15 protein-coding genes and 1 tRNA gene are annotated in these 19,582 nt (G+C 54.5%); 11 read left to right on the forward strand and 5 right to left on the reverse strand.

Features of this window, described 5'->3' with window-relative positions:
- Positions 1–218: 218 nt before the first annotated feature.
- Both AC1RSM_RS04040 and AC1RSM_RS04045 read right to left on the reverse strand, forming a co-directional pair.
- Entirely contained in the window at positions 219–662 is a 444-nt protein-coding gene (locus tag AC1RSM_RS04040) for a PACE efflux transporter (protein ID WP_492929706.1), read from the reverse strand.
- Between the two features lie 538 nt (positions 663–1,200).
- A tRNA-Cys gene (locus tag AC1RSM_RS04045) sits at positions 1,201–1,274 on the reverse strand.
- 165 nt (positions 1,275–1,439) lie between these two features.
- Between AC1RSM_RS04045 and AC1RSM_RS04050 the strand changes: the two genes are divergently transcribed.
- The gene (locus AC1RSM_RS04050) at positions 1,440–3,710 is read left to right on the forward strand and encodes an Orn/Lys/Arg family decarboxylase (RefSeq protein WP_492929708.1); all 2,271 of its coding nucleotides are present in this window, start codon (positions 1,440–1,442) and stop codon (positions 3,708–3,710) included.
- Between the two features lie 126 nt (positions 3,711–3,836).
- Here AC1RSM_RS04050 and AC1RSM_RS04055 read toward each other — a convergent pair whose 3' ends face one another.
- Positions 3,837–4,748 (reverse strand): LysR family transcriptional regulator, encoded by a 912-nt coding sequence (locus AC1RSM_RS04055; RefSeq protein WP_492929710.1) that lies wholly within the window; start codon positions 4,746–4,748, stop codon positions 3,837–3,839.
- Between the two features lie 287 nt (positions 4,749–5,035).
- Between AC1RSM_RS04055 and AC1RSM_RS04060 the strand changes: the two genes are divergently transcribed.
- Positions 5,036–5,176 carry a hypothetical protein gene (locus AC1RSM_RS04060; RefSeq protein WP_492929712.1) on the forward strand — a complete coding sequence of 47 codons (141 nt, stop codon included), beginning with the start codon at positions 5,036–5,038 and terminating at the stop codon, positions 5,174–5,176.
- Positions 5,177–5,243: 67 nt separating this feature from the next.
- Here AC1RSM_RS04060 and AC1RSM_RS04065 read toward each other — a convergent pair whose 3' ends face one another.
- Together AC1RSM_RS04065 and AC1RSM_RS04070 are read right to left on the reverse strand one after the other, a co-directional pair.
- Positions 5,244–6,035 (reverse strand): isocitrate lyase/PEP mutase family protein, encoded by a 792-nt coding sequence (locus AC1RSM_RS04065; protein ID WP_492929714.1) that lies wholly within the window; start codon positions 6,033–6,035, stop codon positions 5,244–5,246.
- A gap of 62 nt (positions 6,036–6,097) precedes the next feature.
- Complete coding sequence (locus tag AC1RSM_RS04070; protein ID WP_492929716.1) at positions 6,098–6,559, reverse strand: universal stress protein; 462 nt, start codon at positions 6,557–6,559, stop codon at positions 6,098–6,100.
- A 193-nt stretch (positions 6,560–6,752) separates the two neighbouring features.
- Here AC1RSM_RS04070 and AC1RSM_RS04075 point away from each other — a divergent pair, with 193 nt between their 5' ends.
- The 9 genes from AC1RSM_RS04075 (at position 6,753) to AC1RSM_RS04115 (ending at position 19,561) form a co-directional block, all read left to right on the forward strand.
- The gene (locus tag AC1RSM_RS04075; protein ID WP_492929718.1) at positions 6,753–7,934 is read left to right on the forward strand and encodes an acetyl-CoA C-acyltransferase family protein; all 1,182 of its coding nucleotides are present in this window, start codon (positions 6,753–6,755) and stop codon (positions 7,932–7,934) included.
- A 443-nt stretch (positions 7,935–8,377) separates the two neighbouring features.
- A complete protein-coding gene (bktB, locus tag AC1RSM_RS04080; protein ID WP_492929720.1) occupies positions 8,378–9,559 on the forward strand; it encodes a beta-ketothiolase BktB in 1,182 nt (393 codons plus the stop codon).
- Between the two features lie 199 nt (positions 9,560–9,758).
- On the forward strand, positions 9,759–10,520 hold the full coding sequence (locus AC1RSM_RS04085) for a class I SAM-dependent methyltransferase (protein WP_492929722.1): 762 nt from the start codon (positions 9,759–9,761) through the stop codon (positions 10,518–10,520).
- 96 nt (positions 10,521–10,616) lie between these two features.
- On the forward strand, positions 10,617–11,585 hold the full coding sequence (locus AC1RSM_RS04090) for an ABC transporter substrate-binding protein (protein ID WP_492929724.1): 969 nt from the start codon (positions 10,617–10,619) through the stop codon (positions 11,583–11,585).
- Between the two features lie 79 nt (positions 11,586–11,664).
- Positions 11,665–12,561 carry an ABC transporter permease gene (locus tag AC1RSM_RS04095; protein ID WP_492929726.1) on the forward strand — a complete coding sequence of 299 codons (897 nt, stop codon included), beginning with the start codon at positions 11,665–11,667 and terminating at the stop codon, positions 12,559–12,561.
- Positions 12,561–13,355: an ABC transporter ATP-binding protein gene (locus tag AC1RSM_RS04100; protein ID WP_492929728.1), complete on the forward strand. Its 795-nt coding sequence runs from the start codon at positions 12,561–12,563 to the stop codon at positions 13,353–13,355. The genes AC1RSM_RS04095 and AC1RSM_RS04100 overlap by 1 nt, the downstream gene beginning before the upstream one ends.
- Before the next feature lie 307 nt (positions 13,356–13,662).
- A complete protein-coding gene (locus AC1RSM_RS04105; protein WP_492929730.1) occupies positions 13,663–14,898 on the forward strand; it encodes an efflux RND transporter periplasmic adaptor subunit in 1,236 nt (411 codons plus the stop codon).
- A gap of 5 nt (positions 14,899–14,903) precedes the next feature.
- Positions 14,904–18,098 (forward strand): multidrug efflux RND transporter permease subunit, encoded by a 3,195-nt coding sequence (locus AC1RSM_RS04110; protein WP_492929732.1) that lies wholly within the window; start codon positions 14,904–14,906, stop codon positions 18,096–18,098.
- Positions 18,098–19,561: an efflux transporter outer membrane subunit gene (locus AC1RSM_RS04115; RefSeq protein ID WP_492929734.1), complete on the forward strand. Its 1,464-nt coding sequence runs from the start codon at positions 18,098–18,100 to the stop codon at positions 19,559–19,561. Before AC1RSM_RS04110 ends, AC1RSM_RS04115 begins: the two co-directional genes overlap by 1 nt.
- The last annotated feature ends 21 nt before the right edge of the window (positions 19,562–19,582 follow it).

The following is a 19,582-nucleotide window of genomic DNA, read 5'->3' on the forward strand; positions in this document are numbered from 1 at the left end:
GCGACGTTCTGTCGTAAAGGGGCGAGGTTGGTTTTGACCTGGGTAGGGACGATATCCAGCCCCAGGGCGGCCAGCCGGCACGAATGCCGCCATCATATCAGCGCAGACGCGGGTTTCGTTCGATCAAGGCTTATCTGTCTACCGCTGTGAGGGTCTTGGTCTTTGGACAAAAAACTGCCCCGGCCTCCTGTATCGAAGGCGGGGCAATCTATTCGGGTCTATGCCGGTTTGGCTGCAGGCTGTTGTTGTGGCAGGGTAAACAGCTTGTCGAATAGCCAGGTGAAGATGAAGGTGTACACCAGAAAAAACAGCATAAGCGCCAACACCATAGTGAAAGCTGTCCAGGGGCCAACCCGGTACCACAACATATAGATGGGCAAACACACCAGGACTAGGCCGCCTTCAAAGCCCAATGTATGTACAAGGCGAACCCTTAGGGTGCGAGATCTTATGTTTTTTCTTCGCTCCCATGCCTCAAAGCCCAGGTTGAAAAAATAGTTCCACACCACGGCGACTGTGGACACGATGACGGCAAGAGGGAAGGAGTCATCCGTTTTTGATCCACTCAATAGGCTCAAGAACAGAGTGGCTAGAAGGATGGCGAAGAATTCAAACGTACATACGTAAACGAGACGTCGCTTAAGCGAGCTTAAAGTAAACACAACTAACTCCATCGAGCATGCCGCTCTTAGTCGTTAAAGAGCCGGCCCGTCCCGGAATTCAGAGGTGAGTAAGCAGAGCTACGGTTTCCGCTCGCGCCAATAATTTTATGTAAGTGGCTTGTTTTGTCAATAAAGACGGGCTTGATTCCGGATTTATTGTCTGCCCTGGTCTGTGTGTGCTTTGTTCTAGGTCGTAGCGCAAAAAAGACAGTTTGCGGAAATAAATTAGGTCTCGAACGGTATGCATGTAACAGCTACAAAGATGGGACTCAAGACCTGAAAGGCGCTTGGGGCAAATTGATGTTTTTTGGGCACTAAAAAATGGGTTTTTAGACTGGACCTGGGGGCTGCTTATGTTAAATTGCAGGCCAAGTTGGAACGGCAGGCCAAAGACGATGAAAGTGCTTGGCCGCAGCGCGTCGTACAAGGGTTTGATGCTCGGGAAACAGGAATAAAAAAATCGCCGTAAAGGCGACTTTTTCTGTGTGCTTGAACCCGTTTGTAGGGCCAGTTTTGTCTGTCTGGAATGCAAGCTAGATGGAGGCGCGTGCTGGAATCGAACCAACCTGAACGGATTTGCAGTCCGTCACATAGCCAATCTGTCACCGCGCCTTTTGTTTTGTCCTAGGACATGTAGAATTATGCCCAAGGACGTAGGGAAAAGCAAGTGTCACATGACGGGACGTGAAACTCGGTACGATCTACTGCACAGCAGCAACTCCGTCCCTCCCTTTTTTTGCCGCTTGATGCGGCACTCCCTTGTATTAAGGACATGGCATGCAATATCAATTCCCCATTGTGATCATCGATGAGGATTTTCGTTCTGAAAATGCGTCTGGTCTGAGCATTCGTGTATTAGCAGATGCGATCGAGGCTGAAGGCTTCGAGGTGTTGGGAACCACCAGTTATGGCGACCTGAGTCAATTTGCCCAACAGCAAAGTCGTGCCAGCGCGTTTATTTTGTCCATCGACGATGAGGAGTTCACGCAAGACGGTGACAGTGCCCCCGCGCTGGTCAATCTGCGTGCCTTTATTCGGGCTGTGCGTCGTCGCAATACGGATGTACCTATTTATGTGTATGGCGAGACCAAAACGGCTCGTCATATGCCAAACGATATCTTGCGCGAGCTGCAAGGCGTCATTCACATGTTCGAGGACACGCCCGAGTTTGTGGCGCGTCATATCGTGCGTGAAGCGCGCAGTTACGTGGAAGGCGTCAAACCCCCGTTTTTGAAAGCCTTGCTCGATTACGCCGAGGATGGCTCCTATTCCTGGCATTGCCCCGGCCACTCCGGCGGCGTTGCCTTCTTGAAAAGCCCGGTCGGGCAGATCTTTCACCAGTTCTTTGGTGAAAACATGCTGCGTGCCGACGTGTGTAATGCCGTCGAAGAACTGGGCCAGTTGTTGGATCACAATGGTGCGATTGGTGCTAGCGAACGCAATGCCGCGCGCATTTTCAATGCCGATCACTGCTTTTTCGTGACCAACGGCACCAGCACCAGCAACAAGATTGTCTGGCATCACGCGGTGGCTCCTGGCGATGTAGTCGTGGTGGATCGCAACTGCCACAAGTCAATTTTGCACAGCATCGTGATGACAGGCGCCATCCCTGTGTTTTTGCGCCCCACGCGCAATCACTTTGGGATTATTGGCCCTATCTCACGCAGCGAATTTGATATCGAGACGATTCGCGAAAAGATTCGCCAACACCCCTTGTTGTCGCATGTGGATGCCGACACGGTAAAACCACGTGTTTTGACGCTGACTCAGTCCACGTATGACGGCATTATTTATGACACTCAGGTGATCAAGAATGCCGTGGATGGTTATGTGGAAGTGCTGCACTTTGATGAAGCCTGGATTCCGCATGCGGCGTTTCACCCGTTCTATGGCCAGTTCCATGCCATGGGCAAAAACCGTCCCCGTCCGCAAGAGACGCTGGTGTTCTCTACCCAGTCCACACACAAGCTGCTGGCCGGTTTGAGCCAGGCCAGCCACGTGCTGGCGCAGGATTCGGTCACACGCAGTCTGGATCGCCATTTGTTTAACGAAGCGTATCTGATGCACACCAGCACCAGCCCGCAGTACGCCATTATTGCGTCCTGCGATGTGGCTGCGGCCATGATGGAGCCGCCCGGCGGGCGTGTTCTGGTGGAAGAAAGCATTATTGAAGCGCTGGACTTCCGTCGTGCGATGCGCAAGGTTGAATCCCAGTTTGAGGAAGACGACTGGTGGTTCAAAGTTTGGGGGCCACCAACACTGGCGGATGAGGACGGTGTAGGCAAGCCCGAGGACTGGATCATCACGGACGACCCAGAGCATAGCGAGTGGCACGGTTTTGGTCCTTTGGCTGATGGCTTCAATATGCTGGACCCCATCAAGGCCACCATTGTTACGCCCGGCCTGGACCTGACTGGGACCTTTGGGGAAACCGGTATTCCGGCCTCCATCGTGACCAAGTTCCTGGCCCAGCGCGGCGTGATCGTAGAGAAAATTGGTCTGTACAGCTTTTTCATCATGTTCACGATCGGCATTACCAAAGGCCGTTGGAACTCTCTGGTGACGGCTTTGCAGCAGTTCAAGGACGACTACGATCGCAACCTGCCGGTATGGCGTGTGCTGCCGCAGTTTGCACGTCAGTACCCGGGCTACGAAGAAATGGGTCTGCGTGATCTGTGCCAGCACGTGCATCAGATGTACGCGAAGCACGATATTGCGCGTTTGATGACAGACATGTACTTGTCCGATGTGGTGCCTGTCATGCGTCCCGCTGACGCTTTTGCCTGCATCGCACAGCGCCGTACTGAGCGTGTGGAAATTGATCAGTTGGAAGGGCGTGTGACAACCAATCTGATCACACCTTACCCACCCGGCATTCCGCTGTTGGTGCCAGGCGAAGCCTTCAACAAGACGATTGTGGATTTCCTGAAGTTCTCGCGAGAACTGCATCGCCAGTGCCCTGGCTTTGGTACGGATATCCACGGTTTTGTGGAAGAGGTGGACGCGTCGGGTCAAAAGCGCTACTACGTGGATTGCGTAGCGCAATAAGTTTGCCGCCAGGGCAGAGGCCCGGGCAGTAAGGCATCCGTGCTCAATAAGCGGGCTTGTTGGGGTATCTGAAAGAAGGGGGCTTCATGCCTTGTTCTGGACGGTGTTTCAACAGGCCCGCTTTTTTTACTGACCGTTCTTTATTTGAAGGCTTTGGGCGATACGCAGAGCACATTCCAGTAGCCGGGCAGTCAGTGCTTGCGGATCTCGATCAGCTCGCTGGATCGCTACGACACGGCGTTGCAATGTGGGTTGCGAAATAGGGTATTTGTACAGATTGTGTTCATGCAGCAAAGAGTTTGGAATGCGGCTGGGCAAGATACAGTCTCCCAACCCCGAGGCAACCAAACGCAGCATGGCATCGATGGTCTCAACTTCAGCAACAAATTCCGGGCTTAAGCCGCTGCTATGGATCATGCGGCGTAAGGCGTAATGCGGCGGAAAGCCGACCAGCCGCACTTGGCGACTGCCCAGATCTACGCTTGGCGCACTGTCTTTCCGGGCCGAGATCAGGCACATATGGTCATCAAACAAGGTGTGTGAGATTAGGCCCCCGCAATCCACTGCCGAGTCATACACAAAACCGACATCGGCCTTGCCACTTTTCACTAAGGCAACCACCTCTGGCGAGCTGCGACCTAGCAAAGACAAGTTCACTCCGGGGTGAGCGCTCATGAAAGCGGCTGCCACATCCGACATAAAGTAGTAGCTCAAGGTATGGACGGTAGCCAGCCTGACCGTTCCTTGGCTGACGCCGTGGTCTTGCCGTACAGCATGAATGGCCATATCAATGCGGCGGTAGGCCGGTTCGATTGCTTGGCGCAGTAGCTCACCTGCATCATTCAAAATAACGCCGCGCCCGGTACGGGTAAACAGGGGCTGACCCAAACTTTGTTCCAGTGCGCTTAGTTGCTTGCTTAGACTTGATTGGCTCTGGCCCAGGTCATCCGCGGCTTTACTAACGGAGCCTAATTGGGCGATGCGCAAAAAGCAGCGCAAGGAACGATCCAAATGATCGGAAGGGCGGTTGTCTTGCATGCCATGTCTCTTTTTTTGTTGTGCTTGGGCCTGCCTGAAAGCCTCTTTTTGCCATGTCCGTCATCCTTGCTTTGCGGTGGGCTAAATAGATGGGCGATTCAGGGCTGAAACGTCTATGAAAAAGCGCTGTTTGAAACTGCCTTTATTTTGCTCTAACGTCGCCTAATTTGCTTTCATAATGAGCTCATATCATAAACAAAATTGATTTGTGGTCTAATCATTGATATAATAAAGAAATCGGGGCGCTAAGGGCAGCGCCCCCTGTCGATATTGAGCAGGAGTTATTCGTGAGCAAATCGAAACCAGTACGTCGCAAGCAAGCTTTTGTAGTTGAGCCCCTCAATTGGGTTGCTCCTAAAAAAGCCGATTCCGAAACCGATCAGGAAGCCAAAGTAGACGCGAGCAGCGAACAGGCTCAGGACAACTAAGTACGGCCTGATGGGTTAAAAAGCGCAAGCACACCAAGCTTGCGCTTTTTTTATGCCTGTTCGAATCTCAGCGGGACGCCAAAGGCCGATGCGGCTGAGTAGGGGGCAAGTGTCCTTGCTCCAGAAGTTGCCGGCTGGCCTCTTCAAAGCGACCCCAGGTGGCTAAAGCCAGTTGTGAGCCCGTGCTAACTCGACGCACACCGATCGCGGCCAGGTCGGCAACGGTCAGACCCGGATGAATCAGCAAAACATTCACGGGCGTAGGAGCCAAGGCTTGAACAAGCCGGGCAATGTCGTCCAGCTCACGCAGGCCGGGCGCATAGACAACATCGGCACCGGCTTGAACAAAGGCTTGCAGGCGAGAGATGGTCTGGTCCAGATCCAGCAGCCCCAGAAGAATGCCCTCACTGCGCGCTATCAGTAAGACATCTTCACCGCTGGCACGAATCGCTTCTTTTGCCGCTCGGATACGGGAGACAGCCAGCTCCTGCTCGTATAAGACATCGTTGTAACGGTCTTCAATAGACAAGCCTGCAATTCCGGTGTCGATGGCCAAGGCGACATTAGCCGCTACTTGTTCCGGTTCGTGGGCAAAGCCGTTCTCAAAGTCCGCATTCAGCGGTAAATCTGTGCTGGCAGCCAGCTCTCGTAAATGCGCCAGCAGCGCATCTCGGCCAACCTCAAAATCTTCCAATCCTTCTGACCAGGCAAAGGCTGCACTGCTGCTGGCCAGGGCCTTTGCGCCCAATATTTCCAGGCGTTTGGCACTGCCTCTATCCCAGGGGTTGGGTAAAACCAATAAACCACTTTCATGCAGGGCGCGAAAGCGGCGACGTTTTTCCTGTGTACTGATGCTCATGGCGGACTCCTGAGAGTAAAAAACGCAAACCGAAGTTTGCGTTTTGATGCCTGGCAGAAATTTTATTTTTTCTTGGGTTTCTTGCGAATAACCAGAACGGGAACTTCCGAGCAGGTCAGGACGTGCTGGGTTTCACTGCCCAAAAGCAGGCGCTTATAGCCTTTGCGTCCGTGCGAGGACATGACAATCAAATCCGCTTTTTGTTTTTCAGCGGTAGAGATAATGGCATCGGCCACCAATTCGGATTTCACGACCAGGCCTTTAACTGACACACCAATGTCTTTACCCGCTTGCTTGACAGCGGCCAGCTCGGACTGTGCGTGCTCCACCCAGGATGCTTCGATACGGCTATCCAGCTTTTGATCAATAATGGGGCCGCCTTCCAGGTAGCTTTGGCGATAGCGTGGGATAACACGCAAAGCCAGCAATTTGGCACCGGTGGCCTTGGCCAGATTCAGTGCGTGAGTGACGGCGTGGGCAGACAGTTCAGAGCCGTCGGTGCATACCAGGATACGCTCGTACATGAGGGGGAATCCTATAAAAAAGGGTTATCAAGAGCTTGTCTTGTGGTCAAGGATCAAACCATACTGCGAATTCAGGTGTTTGTGTCTGCTTTACGGTTTTCCATAGCAGCCGTGTATATTGGAGCGGACGTTTTTATCAGCTTGGCTTTTTTATGCCGGTCATCACATCCCAACGGGATTGAGGGAGATTCATATGAAAGAAGTGGTTGTAGTCCAGGCATGCCGTACCGCTATTGGTGATTTTGGGGGTGGACTGAAAAATGTGTCACCCATTGAGATGGGGGCGACGGTATTGCGCGCAGTACTGGATCGAAGTGGTGTGTCGGCAGCAGACGTTCAGCATGTTGTGATGGGCCAAGTGATCCAGACAGAGCCACGTGATATGTATCTGTCGCGCGTGGCTTCGGTGCAGGCCGGTGTTGGCCATGGCACACCAGCGATGAACGTTAACCGTTTGTGCGGTTCTGGCTTGCAGGCGATTGTGTCGGCAGCGCAAGGGATTTTGCTGGGGGATGCCAAGGTTGCTCTGGCCGGTGGTGCTGAAAGCATGAGCCGCGCGCCTTATATGTCCAGTGCCCATCGCTGGGGCGCCCGCATGGGCGATTCGGTCATGATGGACATGATGACGGGAGCCTTGACGGACCCGTTTGACCGCGTGCACATGGGCATTACGGCTGAAAACGTGGCACGTCAGTACGGGGTGACTCGTGCCGATCAGGACGAGCTGGCGCTGGAATCGCACCAGCGCGCACGTCGGGCCATTGAACAGGGCTACTTCAAAGAACAGATCGTGCCCATCATCCAGAAAAGCCGTAAAGGCGAGGTCGTGTTCGATCAGGATGAGCACGTGCGCATGGATGCCACGATGGATAACTTCACGGGCCTTAAGCCTGTGTTTTTGCCTGATGGCGGTAGCGTGACCGCAGGTAATGCCTCTGGGCTGAATGATGGTGCTGCAGCGGTGCTTCTGATGTGTGCTGAAGAGGCGCGTCAGCGCGGTTTGACTCCTATGGCCCGCCTGGTTGCTTGGGGACATGCGGGTGTGGACCCTAGCATCATGGGTATTGGCCCCGTGCCTGCCAGCCGTCTGGCGTTGGAGCGTGCCGGCTTGAGCATATCGGACTTGGACGTGATCGAGTCCAACGAGGCGTTTGCCGCCCAAGCTTGCGCCGTCGTGCGCGAGCTGGGTCTGGACCCAGCTCGAGTTAACCCGAACGGGAGCGGCATTAGTCTAGGTCACCCCATCGGCGCAACGGGGGCGGCTATTACTGTGAAAGCCTTGCACGAGCTGCAACGCGTTCAGGGTCGTTATGCCTTGGTCACCATGTGTATTGGTGGCGGTCAGGGGATTGCCGCAATTTTTGAACGCCCTTGATGACATGCTGATTGCCATGCTTCGGTTTTGACTGGAGTGGCGAGAAGAAAAATAGCCGGAAGTAGAGAAATCTGCTTTCCGGCTATTTTTTTGCCCGGTATCTGGTGTCTGACGTCCGGGAGCGGCCCTGCCTGTTCGCGACGCCAGCTTGCCTTATTGCATAGCTCGTCTTGGGTCGGGGGACTGCCGCACTTGCCAATAAAAGACAATTTTAAAAAAATATCTTCAGTATTTGATTCTTTTTATCTGCTGATAAGGCTGCCGAATAATTTAAATCCCTTTAAAAATAACGCTTTGAAGTTTTGATGGAGGCTTGGGAATCTAGGTTTCGTTCAGGTTGTAAAAGGTCTTTAACGTTATGGCTGTTTTTAAGGCAGCTAACTCTGATTTCAAATGGTTCTACTGCTAAATGCCTATCCCCTTAGGGGTAAAAGGATATTCTTATGCAAGAAGTCGTTCTGGTTCAAGCAGGTCGGACCGCTTTCGGCAGCTTTGGCGGTTCTTTGAGGAATGTGTCCCCCATTGATATGGCAACGGCTGTCTTTCAGGCCGTTTTGGAACGTAGCGCAGTCTCGGGGGCGAGTGTAGATCACGTATTCATGGGGCACGTAATCCAGACCGAGCCCCATGATGTTTACCTGCCCCGTCTTTCGTCAATGCGCGCTGGTGTCAATCATGCGGCAGCAGCTATGAGCGTTAACCGCTTATGTGGCTCAGGTATGCAGGCAATCATTTCAGCGGCGCAAGGCATCGTTTTGGGAGAAAGCAAGATTGCTCTGGCTGGTGGCGTTGAAAGTATTAGCAAAATTCCCTACCTGTGCTCCGGTCAGCGCTGGGGCATGCGCTTGGGGAATTCAGTGCTGGTCGATATGTTGACGGGTGCTCTGATCAATCCCTTTGGGATGGAACACATTGGCGCAACGGGCGACAACGTAGCCCAAAAATACGGTATTTCACGTGAGGATCAGGACTTGCTGGCCTTTAATTCTCATCAGCGAGCCCGCCATGCGATTGAACAGGGATATTTCAAAGAGCAAATTGTGCCGCTGACCGTGCAAGAGAACGGCAGGCAGATCTTATTTGACCAAGATGAAAATGTACGACACGACCTTAGCCTGGAAAGCTTGGCGGCTTTGAAGCCTGTTTTTCGTCCTGAAAACGGCACGGTGACAGTGGGCAACACCTTAAGTTTGGCCGACGGGGCCGCCGCTGTCTTGTTGATGAGTGCGCAGGAAGCGGGTCGCCGGGGCTTGAAACCCTTGGCCCGGCTAATGTCTTGGGCCCATGCCGGTGTTGAGCCTGATCTGGCGGGGATGGGGCCGGTGCCGGCGACGCGGATTGCCTTGGAGCGAGCAGGGCTCACTGTTTCCGATCTGGATGTGGTGGAGTCCAACGAGGCGTTTGCTGCCCAGGCCTGTGCAGTAGTCCGGGAATTAAACTTGGACCCGGAGCGCGTCAATCCAAATGGTAGTGGCATTAGTTTGGGGCATCCTTTTGGGACCACCGGGGCGGCTATTACGATTAAAGCTGCTTATGAACTGCACCGTACTCAAGGGCGTTTTGCTTTGGCGACCATGTGCTTGGCTGGCGGGCAGGGGATCGCGGTGATTCTCGAGCGCCCCTAAGTCCGGCCATCCCTATAGGGTGATCGCTGTTATGATGGCGCCTTGCTAAAAAAGGCCGGAAGTGGCGCAATGCCGCCTTCCGGCGCTGTTTTCTCTGTCTATAAGGCGGCTCAAGCATCTATATAGATAGTCTGTGCGCGCGGTGCCGGATCGCGCGCGTGGGTCCAGAACGCCTGACTGGTTTGCAAGGAAGAGTTTCATGGGTGGTGCGCAGGGGGACGATAGTCCCACGTTGTCTGAAAGCGAAGGTATCCGTTATCTGCATTTTGGGACGGAGTGGATTCAAGGTGCCATGCGCATCCGTAAACCCGCTGAACTGGTGTTGGCCTATACCCAGCAGATGATGGCCTGGTTATTGTTCACTGAGCCCAAGCCAGAGCATAAATTGGCGATTCTGGGCTTGGGGGCGGGCTCTTTGCTGCGCTTCTGTCTGAAACAGACCAGCAGCCAAGTACAGACAGTGGAATGGAATCCTTCAGTTATTGGCATGTGTAATGCCTTTTTCCGCCTGCCACGCAGCCCGCGCTCCTTGATCGATCAGGCCGATGCCGGTGTGTGGGTGCAAGACAGCGAACAGCACAGCCAGTATCGCGCCCTGATGGTGGATTTATATGATGCCCATGCCGAAGGCCCGGTGCGCGATAGCTTGGAGTTTTATCAGGATTGCCGCGCTATTTTGGACGATGAAGGCATTATGAGCGTCAATCTGTTTGGTGCCCACCCCAGCTTTAAACACAATATCGACAATATCCGCGAAGCCTTCAATGGCAAGGTGCTGCTCTTGCCTGAAATGGACGAGGGCAATCAGGTTGTCCTGGCCTTTAAGGGCAGTACGCTGGAGATGACGGCTGGAGAGCTGCTGAAACGCGCCGAAGATGTGCAAACGGAATATGGTTTGCCGGCTACGCGTTGGGCACGAGAACTGCTGTCCTTTCGTCGGCAGATTCGCGCTGAAGAATGAGTCGGGGCAGGGATTACCTCAAGGGGCAAAGTCCTTCTGTTCGCGTTAGACTTAATTGCCTAAAATTATCGTTTTTTTGCATCTAAGGAGTAATGGATGAAGCTGATCAGATCGGTGCATCAGGTGGCGGCCGCTTTGGCGTGTGTGGGATTGATGTCGAGCGCAGCAGTTCAGGCGCAATCTGTATCGGTATCGTCGATTGTGGAACATCCGGCCTTGGACGCCATTAAGGATGGGGTACACAAAGCGCTGACCGATGCCGGCTACAACGAAGCGTCGGGCTTCAAATGGCAGTTCCAAACCGCTCAGGGCAACCCTGCCATTGCGGCCCAGATTGCCCGTAAGTTTGTAGGCGACAAAGCGGATGTGATTGTGGCCATTTCCACACCATCGGCTCAAGCAGTGGTGTCAGCAACAAAAACGATTCCCGTTGTGTATTCGGCGGTGACGGACCCTGTGGTGGCTCATCTGGTGCCCAGCATGGCGGCCTCCGGCACGAACGTCACGGGTATATCCGACGCACTGGCGCTGGAAGCCCAAGTGGATCTGATCAAGAAAGTGGTGCCGGATGCCAAGCGCGTCGGTATGGTTTATAACCCCGGCGAGGCCAACTCCGCTGTTGTGGTCAAGCAGATGAAAGAGCTGCTGCCCCAGCATGGCATGACGCTTGTAGAGGCAACGGCTCCTCGCACCGTGGACGTGGGCGCTGCCGCTCGTAGTCTGGTGGGCAAGGTCGATGTGATCTACACCAACACCGACAATAACGTGGTGTCGGCTTACGAGTCCTTGGTCAAAGTCGGTAACGATGCCAAGGTGCCCTTGATCGCTTCGGACACCGATAGCGTGGCTCGCGGCGCGATTGCCGCTTTGGGTGTGAACTACTACAACCTGGGTCTGCAAACGGGTCAGCAGGTCGTCCGTATTCTGAAGGGTGAAAAACCCGGCGATATGGCGTCCGAGACCAGCAGCAACCTGGAACTGTATGTCAATCCCGGCGCTGCTAAGCGCCAAGGCGTTTCGCTCAACGAGGACTTCGTGAAGTCCGCTACAAAAATCGTCGAATAAGCCTGAGCAGACTGCTTCTTGCAGGTGGGTTGCCACAAGCTGCCCGCCTGTTTCTTTTGTATCCTAGACGTCCAACAATATGTCTATTTATTCAATGTGGGGGGCCCTGGAGATTGGTCTGATTTTCGGACTGGTTGCTCTGGGTGTTCTGATTTCTTTTCGCATCTTGCGATTTCCTGACCTGACGGTCGATGGTAGTTTTCCTTTGGGTGGGGCGGTTGCTGCCATCCTGATCAGCCAGGGGAACGATCCGTTTCTGGCTACCGTAGTGGCCACCTTTGCAGGCGCAGTCGCTGGCACCATTACCGGCTGGCTGAATGTACGCTTGAAGATCATGGATCTGCTGGCCAGCATCCTGATGATGATTGCCTTGTATTCCATTAACTTGCGCATTATGGGTCGTCCCAACGTGCCGCTGATTATGGAACCGACGGTATTCACTATTCTGCAGCCTGAATCCATTGCGGATTACATTGCACGTCCCTTGCTCCTGGTTGGCCTGGTCTTGATTGCCAAGCTGGCGCTGGACTGGTTCTTTGGTACGCAAACAGGTTTGGCCATGCGCGCAACCGGTGCCAATGCCCGTATGGCTCGTGCCCAAGGTGTGGCAACGGGCAATATGTTGCTGCTGGGCATGGCGATTTCTAACGCCCTGGTTGCATTGGCCGGTGCCTTGTTTGCTCAATCGCAGGGCGGGGCCGATATCTCCATGGGTATCGGAACCATCGTAATTGGTTTGGCCGCGGTGATTGTGGGTGAAAGCATTTTGCCGGCCCGCAAGTTGTTCTACGCAACCTTGGCCGTGGTTCTGGGTGCCATTCTGTATCGCTTCTTTATTGCGCTGGCGCTCAATGCCGATGTGATCGGCCTGAAAGCTCAAGACTTGAATCTGGTCACCGCCTTGTTGGTCACCGTGGCGCTGGTCATTCCATTGCTCAAGAAAAAGCGTGCTCGTAAACAGAAGGGGGCTCAGTAATGTTGGAAGCTAAAAACCTGGCCCTGACCTTTAATCCAGGTACGCCGATTGAAACTCGTGCTTTGCGCGGCTTGTCTTTGACGATTCCAGAAGGCCAGTTTGTGACCGTGATCGGTTCCAACGGTGCGGGCAAGTCTACGTTTCTGAATGCGATCTCCGGTGATCAGCCCGTCGATGACGGCCAGATCATGATCGACAATGTAGACGTCACCCGCCGTCCGGTCTGGGAACGTGCCAACTGGGTGGCCCGTGTGTTTCAGGACCCGATGGCCGGGACCTGTGAAGATCTGACCATTGAAGAAAATATGGCGCTGGCCACGTGCCGTGGCAGCCGCCGGGGCTTGAGCCGGGCGGTACGCCATTCCATGCGTGCGGAATTTGCCGAACGTTTGGAGACTTTGGGCCTGGGTCTGGAAAACCGTCTGACAGACCGTATCGGTTTGTTGTCCGGTGGACAGCGACAAGCGGTCAGCTTGCTGATGGCGGCCTTGCGTCCGTCCAAGATTTTGTTGCTGGATGAACATACGGCTGCTTTGGACCCACGCACGGCTGACTTCGTATTGCAATTGACTAACCGGATTGTGCGTGAAGGTGGGTTGACCACCATGATGGTCACGCACAGTATGCGGCAGGCTTTGGATGTGGGTGACCGTACGGTCATGCTGCATCAGGGCAAGGTGGTGCTCGATGTCAGTGGCGAGCAGCGCCAAGGTTTGGATGTACGTGACTTGCTGGAAATGTTTGAGCGGGTGCGGGGCGAAACGCTGGCCGACGACAGTTTGTTGCTTGGTTAGAAAGGCCTATTCCAGAACTGGAAAACCGCGTGAACTCTAGGGGTTAAACGCGGTTTTTTTATATTCAAAAAACCCTAGGTATATGATAATACGTGTTCTTTTGAGGCAAGCAGACGACGGAGCAAGTGTTAGGGGGTAGCTGGCTAATCGTAGTCGCCAAATGAATGCAAGATCGGAATGAGTCTCATCGCAAATTTTGCTGTTTGATTTGGGCTTTTTCGACATATACTTGCTGCTTGTCCAAACCATACAATCCAGTCAGTTTAAGCGTTAAACTCCCATGCAACGCTTAGCTCAGGAGTTCTTCATGTCATTTAAAAGCTTGCTGGGTCGGCAGCCGTTTCGTATTGCTGCCTTCTCTTCCTTGGTTCTGCTCGCTGCATGCGGCAATAAAGAGCCTCAAGCTCAGGCCGGCGGGATGAAGGTCCCGGTTAGTGTTGTTACCGTCCAACCGACCTCTACCGAGTTGTTCTCCGAGCTGCCTGGACGGGTCGAAGCCATCAAAGATGCGCAAATTCGCGCCCGTGTTTCTGGGATTGTGGAAGAAATCAATTTCGAGCAGGGCGCCGATGTGAAACAAGATCAGCTCTTGTTCACGATTGATCCGGCTCCTTACCGTGCGGTTCGTAATCAGGCCGCTGCACAGTTGAAAAACGCCCAGGCAGATGCCCAAAGCGCCAAACAACTGGCTCAGCGCTATGAGCGTCTGATCAAAGAAAACGCCGTGTCGCGTCAAGATTACGACAATGCCAAGGCTCGTGCCATGCAAGCAGAGGCGGCTATTGCGGCGGCTCAAGCAACCTTGGAAGGCGCCAATATTGATTTGGGCTACACCAAGATTGTCTCGCCTGTATCGGGCCGTATCGGCAAGTCTCTAGTAACAGAAGGCGCGCTGGTTTCAGCCACCAACGCCACTCATATGGCTACCGTTCAGCAATTGGATCGCGTCTACGTGGACGTTACGCGTTCTACGTCTGAACTGAGCCAGCTGCGTCGTGCCATGGCAGATGGCAGCCTGACTTCGGCAGGTGATGGCAAAGCCAAGGTCACCGCCGTTCTGGAAGACGGTTCGAACTACGATCACGAAGGCGCCTTGCTGTTTAGCGGTGTCAGCGTTGATCCTTCGACGTCTCAAGTGACCTTGCGTGCCGTGTTCCCGAACCCCGACGAAATTCTCTTGCCCGGCATGTACGTCCGTGTACGTCTGGAACAAGGGGTAATCCCGGATGCCTTGCTGGTGCCTGCACAAGCGGTTCAGTACACCTCTGACGGCTCGTCCAATTTGTACGTAGTACGTGATGAAAAAGCCCAGTCTGTTCCTGTTGTCTTGGGACCAGAAAGCAAAGGTCAATATGTGGTCAACAAAGGCTTGCAAGCCGGTGACCAGATTATTGTTGAAGGCTTCCAGAAGATTCGTCCTGGTGCACCCGTGCAGACCTCCCCTTGGAAGGGTGGACGCAATGGTGCGGCGGCAGAATCCCCGGCAGCTTCTCCTGCGCAGGAACCCGCCGCTGAGCCAACCGAAGCCAAGTCTAGCGAGTAAGCGACATGCCTCAGTTTTTTATTGAAAGGCCCATCTTTGCGTGGGTCGTTGCCCTGGCGATCACGCTATTTGGCTTATTGGCTCTGCCCAATATGCCAGTAGCGCAGTATCCCGATGTGGCGCCTCCAGCGGTCACGATCCGGGCCACATACCCCGGCGCGACGGCTGAAGACGTAGCCAGCACGGTAGCCAGTGTGATCGAAGATCAGCTCAACGGGGCCAAGGGTCTGCTGTATTACGAGTCCGTCAGTGACTCTTACGGTTCCACTGAAATTACCGCCACCTTCCGTCCTGGCACCAACCCTGACCTGGCTCAGGTGGACGTGCAAAACCGGGTCAGCAACATTACCGCGTCCTTGCCGACAGCGGTGATGGAGCAGGGCTTGCACGTAGAGCAGTCCAGTACCGGCTTCTTGCAGGTGGTGACACTGTCCTCTACCGACGGCAGCCTGGATCAGACGGCACTGGCCGACTATATCGAACGCAATATCAAGAACACGATTTCCCGTGTTCCTGGTGTGGCTCGCTTCCAGCTGTTTGCAGCCGGTCGTGCGATGCGTGTCTGGCTGGACCCTGCCAAGCTCGTGGGCTATCAGATGAGCCCAGCGGACGTGACCAATGCCATTCGTCAGCAAAATATGCTGGTGTCGGCAGGTATTTTGGGTGGCCCACCTAATCAGGAAAGCCAGCGCGTTGCTGCCCCGATTACCGTCAATGGTCAGCTGCAAACCGTGGCCGAATTTGAAAACATCATTCTGCGTTCGCAGGCTGATGGTTCGACGGTACGCATCAAGGATGTGGCTCGCGTGGAAGTGGGGGCCGATAACTATCAGTTCGGTGCCCGTCTGAATAGTCAGCCAACCGCTGCATTTGCCATTTCCTTGTTGCCAGAGGCGAACGCTCTGGATACGGCTGCGGCCATCAAGGTTGAAATGGAGAAGCTGGCGGAGTTCTTCCCTGAAAACATTCGCTACGACATTCCGTACGACACCTCGCCTTACGTGGAAAAATCCATTACCCAGGTGGTTTACACCTTGTTGGAAGCCATGTTGCTGGTGTTCATCGTGATGTACGTGTTTCTCCAGAACGTGCGCTACACCCTGATCCCTGCATTGGTGGTGCCGGTGGCAATTTTGGGTGCATTTGCGGTGATGCAGGTGCTGGGCATGTCGGTGAACGTGCTGACCATGTTCGCGATGGTATTGGCCATTGGTATTTTGGTTGACGATGCCATTGTGGTGGTCGAGAACGTTGAACGCATCATGGTCGAGGAAGGCATCTCGCCCAAAGAAGCGACCAAGAAAGCCATGCCGCAGATCAGTGGCGCTATTGTGGGTATTACGCTGGTGCTGTCGGCCGTGTTCTTGCCCCTGGCGTTCATGTCGGGCTCGGTAGGGGTGATTTATCGCCAGTTCTCGGTGGCTATGGCCGTGTCCATTGCGTTCTCGGGCTTTTTGGCTTTGACCTTCACGCCAGCCTTGTGCGCAACGATTCTAAAGCCGATTCCTAAAGGCCATCACGAAACCAAGCGCGGCTTTTTCGGCTGGTTTAACCGTGCCTTTACCCGTACCACCGATGGTTACGAGAGCTTCATTGGCAAGACGCTGCGTCGCGGCGGCCGCATGATGTTCATCTACCTGGTCATGGTGCTGGTCTTGGGCTTTTTGTACATGCGCATGCCTACGGCCTTCTTGCCTGAAGAAGATCAGGGCTATGTGATTGCCAATATTGAGCTGCCTGCCGGTTCGACTGCCAACCGTACGATTGAAACCATTACGGCTGTGGAAGACTACTTCAAGGGTCAGCCTCAGGTTGAAAACGTCATTACGGTACAAGGTTTCAGCTTTAACGGTAGTGGTCTGAACTCGGCTATCGCGTTTGTGCCGTTGAAAGATTTTAACGAGCGCAAGGGCAAGGAAAACTCGGCCCAGGCAATCTCGGGTCAAGCCATGGGACAACTCTTGTTTGGTCTGCCTGATTCCATGGTGATCGCGATTGTGCCACCCGCAATTTCTGCTCTGGGTAACTCCTCGGGTATTGATATGCGTCTGGAAGATCGTGGTGGCATGGGTCACGATGCCTTGATGGCGGCAGCGGATCAGTTGCTGGGTCTGGCCAAGCAAAGCCCTGTGTTCGATCCACAAAGCGTTCGTATCACTGGCTTGGGACCTGGCAAGCAGATTCGTCTTGAAATTGATCGCGATAAAGCGGCTGCACTGGGCGTGAACTTCCAGGAGGCCTCGGCCTTGATCGGTGGTGCCTTGGGTTCGTCGTTTGTGGGTAAATTCACCAACCAGGGACGCGTGCAAAGTGTCTGGGTACAGGCTGATTCCCCTTACCGCATGACGATCGAAGACGTGTTGAAGCTCAATGCTCGCAACAGCGAAGGCAAGATGGTTCCGCTGTCCGCCTTTGTGACCGAGACAACCGAGCAAGGCCCGGTTCAGATCGTGCGCTACAACAGCTACGAGTCGGTTCGTATCAGTGGTGGTCCCGCTCCAGGCTACACCTCGGGTGAAGCCATGCTGGAGATGGAAAACCTGATGAAGCAGTTGCCTAGTGGTTTTGGCGTGGATTGGACAGGTCTGTCTTATCAGGAACGTCAGGCTGCGGGTCAGTCCGGCATCTTGATGGGCTTGGCAGTTCTGGTGGTGTTCATGCTGCTGGCGGCCTTGTACGAAAGCTGGGCGATTCCTTTGTCGGTCATGTTGGCGGTACCGCTGGGTATGCTGGGTTCGGTCTTGCTGGTCTCCGGTCTGGGCATGCCTAACGATGTGTACTTCCAGGTGGGTATCGTGACGGTGATCGGTCTGTCAGCCAAGAACGCTATTTTGATTGTGGAGTTTGCCAAGGACGCTTATGCCCGTGGTGCCACCTTGACTGACGCTACCTTGGAAGCTGCTCGTCTGCGTTTCCGTCCTATCTTGATGACCTCCTTTGCCTTTGTGCTGGGTGTGGTTCCTCTGGCAACCTCCTCGGGTGCCGGTGCTGCCAGCCAGAACGCCGTGGGCCTGGGTGTATTGGGCGGGATGTTGGCTGCAACACCGTTGGCGGTCTTGATGGTGCCAACCTTCTTTGTGGTGATCCTCAAGCTCTTTAAAACCAAGCCGCGTTTGTTTGGTGAAGCTGCTCGCCTGCATGAAGAAGAACAGGCTAAACAGAGCGCGCAACCCGCTGGTTCCCAAGGAGGACAGCACTGATGTCTAGCATGTTTTTACGTAGTCCTGTGGTGCTGGCTGTGGCGCTTGCCTTGTCTGCTTGCTCCTTGTCACCCAAGTACGAGCGTCCCAACGCCCCCGTGCCGGCGCAATTCCCTCTGGCCCAGCAGGGCCAGGCGGATGCGGGGCAGGTGGCTGATCTGGGCTGGCGCGAGTTCTTTACCGATCCGCGTTTGCATGCCCTGATTGAACAGGCCGTGGAAAACAACCGTGATCTGCGTATCGCCACTCAGCGCATTGAAGAAGCACGTGCGCAGTACGGTGTGGCTCGTAGTGATCAGTTGCCCAGCATTGGTGTGCAGGCGGCTGAGCAGGCCACCCACACACCGGCTGATTTGCGGCCTGCGGGGCCTAATTCGCCCCCGGTAACCCGCACGTTCCAGGCCGGTGTCGGTATTACTGCCTTTGAACTGGACTTCTTTGGTCGTGTGCGTGATATGGCCCGTGCGGCTCGCGAACAATACTTCGCGACCGAGCAGGCTCAGCGCACTGCCCATATTGCCATTGTGGCGGGCACTGCTGAAGCCTATTTCAAGGTCCGTACCGCTGAAGAGTTGCACGCCTTGATGAGCAACACCTTGCGCAGTCGTCAAGAGACACTGCGTCTGGTGCAGTCCTCCTACGATGCTGGTACGGTGTCCGCTCTGGATCTGAATCAGGCCAAGGTGCAATACAACACGGTGCGCTCCGACATGCAGGCGGTCGAGCGTGATCGTCAGCGTGCCTTGAACGCCTTGCAGGTCTTGTTGGGTCGTGAGATTCCTAGCGATTTGCCTGCTGGCTTGCCCTTTACCCGCGCGCAGCTAATGCCTAGCTTGCCCGTGGGCTTGTCGGCAGAGCTGCTGGAACGTCGTCCGGATATCCTGGGCGCCGAACACGTTTTGCGTGGTTCCAACTACAGCATCGGTGCTGCTCGGGCGGCGTTCTTCCCGCGTCTGAGCCTGACTGGTTTGTTGGGCTTCATGAGTCCTGAGTTAGGTGGTTTGTTCAGTTCGGGTAACCGTTACTGGCAGTTCCAGCCGCAGATCACCATGCCGCTGCTATCGGGCAGCACCTGGGCCAATCTGGATCTGGCCGAGGCTCGTCGTGATATTGCGATCAGCCAGTACGAAAAAACCATTCAGGAAGCCTTCCGTGAAGTAGCGGATGCTCTGGCGGGCGAAGCGACATATGGTCAGCAGATTGATGCCTTGCAAGAAGTGGATCAGGCCGCCAGCGAAAGCCTGCGTCTGGCCAAGCTGCGTTACGAAGTCGGTATCGACAGTTTCTTGCAGGTCCAAACGGCTGAAGTCAGTTTGTACGGTACGCGCCAAGCCTATATTCAAACAGGTTTGGCTTCCCTCATGAACCGGGTCGAGTTGTACAAGGCTTTGGGTGGCGGCTGGACAGCAGAAACCGTCAAACCTGAAACAAAGACCCAGGACGCCGGGACAGCGCCGGAATAAACAGGCGATAATACGTCTGGT

It is taken from the genome of Alcaligenes sp. GW821-FHT11D07 (genome assembly GCF_058808495.1).

Coding starts and splice junctions, on each gene's coding strand:
- AC1RSM_RS04050 (WP_492929708.1), top strand. CDS start 1,440: ATGCAATATCAATTCCCCATTGTGATCATCGATGAGGATTTTCGTTCT.
- AC1RSM_RS04055 (WP_492929710.1), bottom strand. CDS start 4,748: ATGCAAGACAACCGCCCTTCCGATCATTTGGATCGTTCCTTGCGCTGC.
- bktB (WP_492929720.1), top strand. CDS start 8,378: ATGCAAGAAGTCGTTCTGGTTCAAGCAGGTCGGACCGCTTTCGGCAGC.
- AC1RSM_RS04065 (WP_492929714.1), bottom strand. CDS start 6,035: ATGAGCATCAGTACACAGGAAAAACGTCGCCGCTTTCGCGCCCTGCAT.
- AC1RSM_RS04100 (WP_492929728.1), top strand. CDS start 12,561: ATGTTGGAAGCTAAAAACCTGGCCCTGACCTTTAATCCAGGTACGCCG.
- AC1RSM_RS04095 (WP_492929726.1), top strand. CDS start 11,665: ATGTCTATTTATTCAATGTGGGGGGCCCTGGAGATTGGTCTGATTTTC.
- AC1RSM_RS04070 (WP_492929716.1), bottom strand. CDS start 6,559: ATGTACGAGCGTATCCTGGTATGCACCGACGGCTCTGAACTGTCTGCC.
- AC1RSM_RS04115 (WP_492929734.1), top strand. CDS start 18,098: ATGTCTAGCATGTTTTTACGTAGTCCTGTGGTGCTGGCTGTGGCGCTT.
- AC1RSM_RS04085 (WP_492929722.1), top strand. CDS start 9,759: ATGGGTGGTGCGCAGGGGGACGATAGTCCCACGTTGTCTGAAAGCGAA.
- AC1RSM_RS04105 (WP_492929730.1), top strand. CDS start 13,663: ATGTCATTTAAAAGCTTGCTGGGTCGGCAGCCGTTTCGTATTGCTGCC.
- AC1RSM_RS04075 (WP_492929718.1), top strand. CDS start 6,753: ATGAAAGAAGTGGTTGTAGTCCAGGCATGCCGTACCGCTATTGGTGAT.
- AC1RSM_RS04110 (WP_492929732.1), top strand. CDS start 14,904: ATGCCTCAGTTTTTTATTGAAAGGCCCATCTTTGCGTGGGTCGTTGCC.
- AC1RSM_RS04090 (WP_492929724.1), top strand. CDS start 10,617: ATGAAGCTGATCAGATCGGTGCATCAGGTGGCGGCCGCTTTGGCGTGT.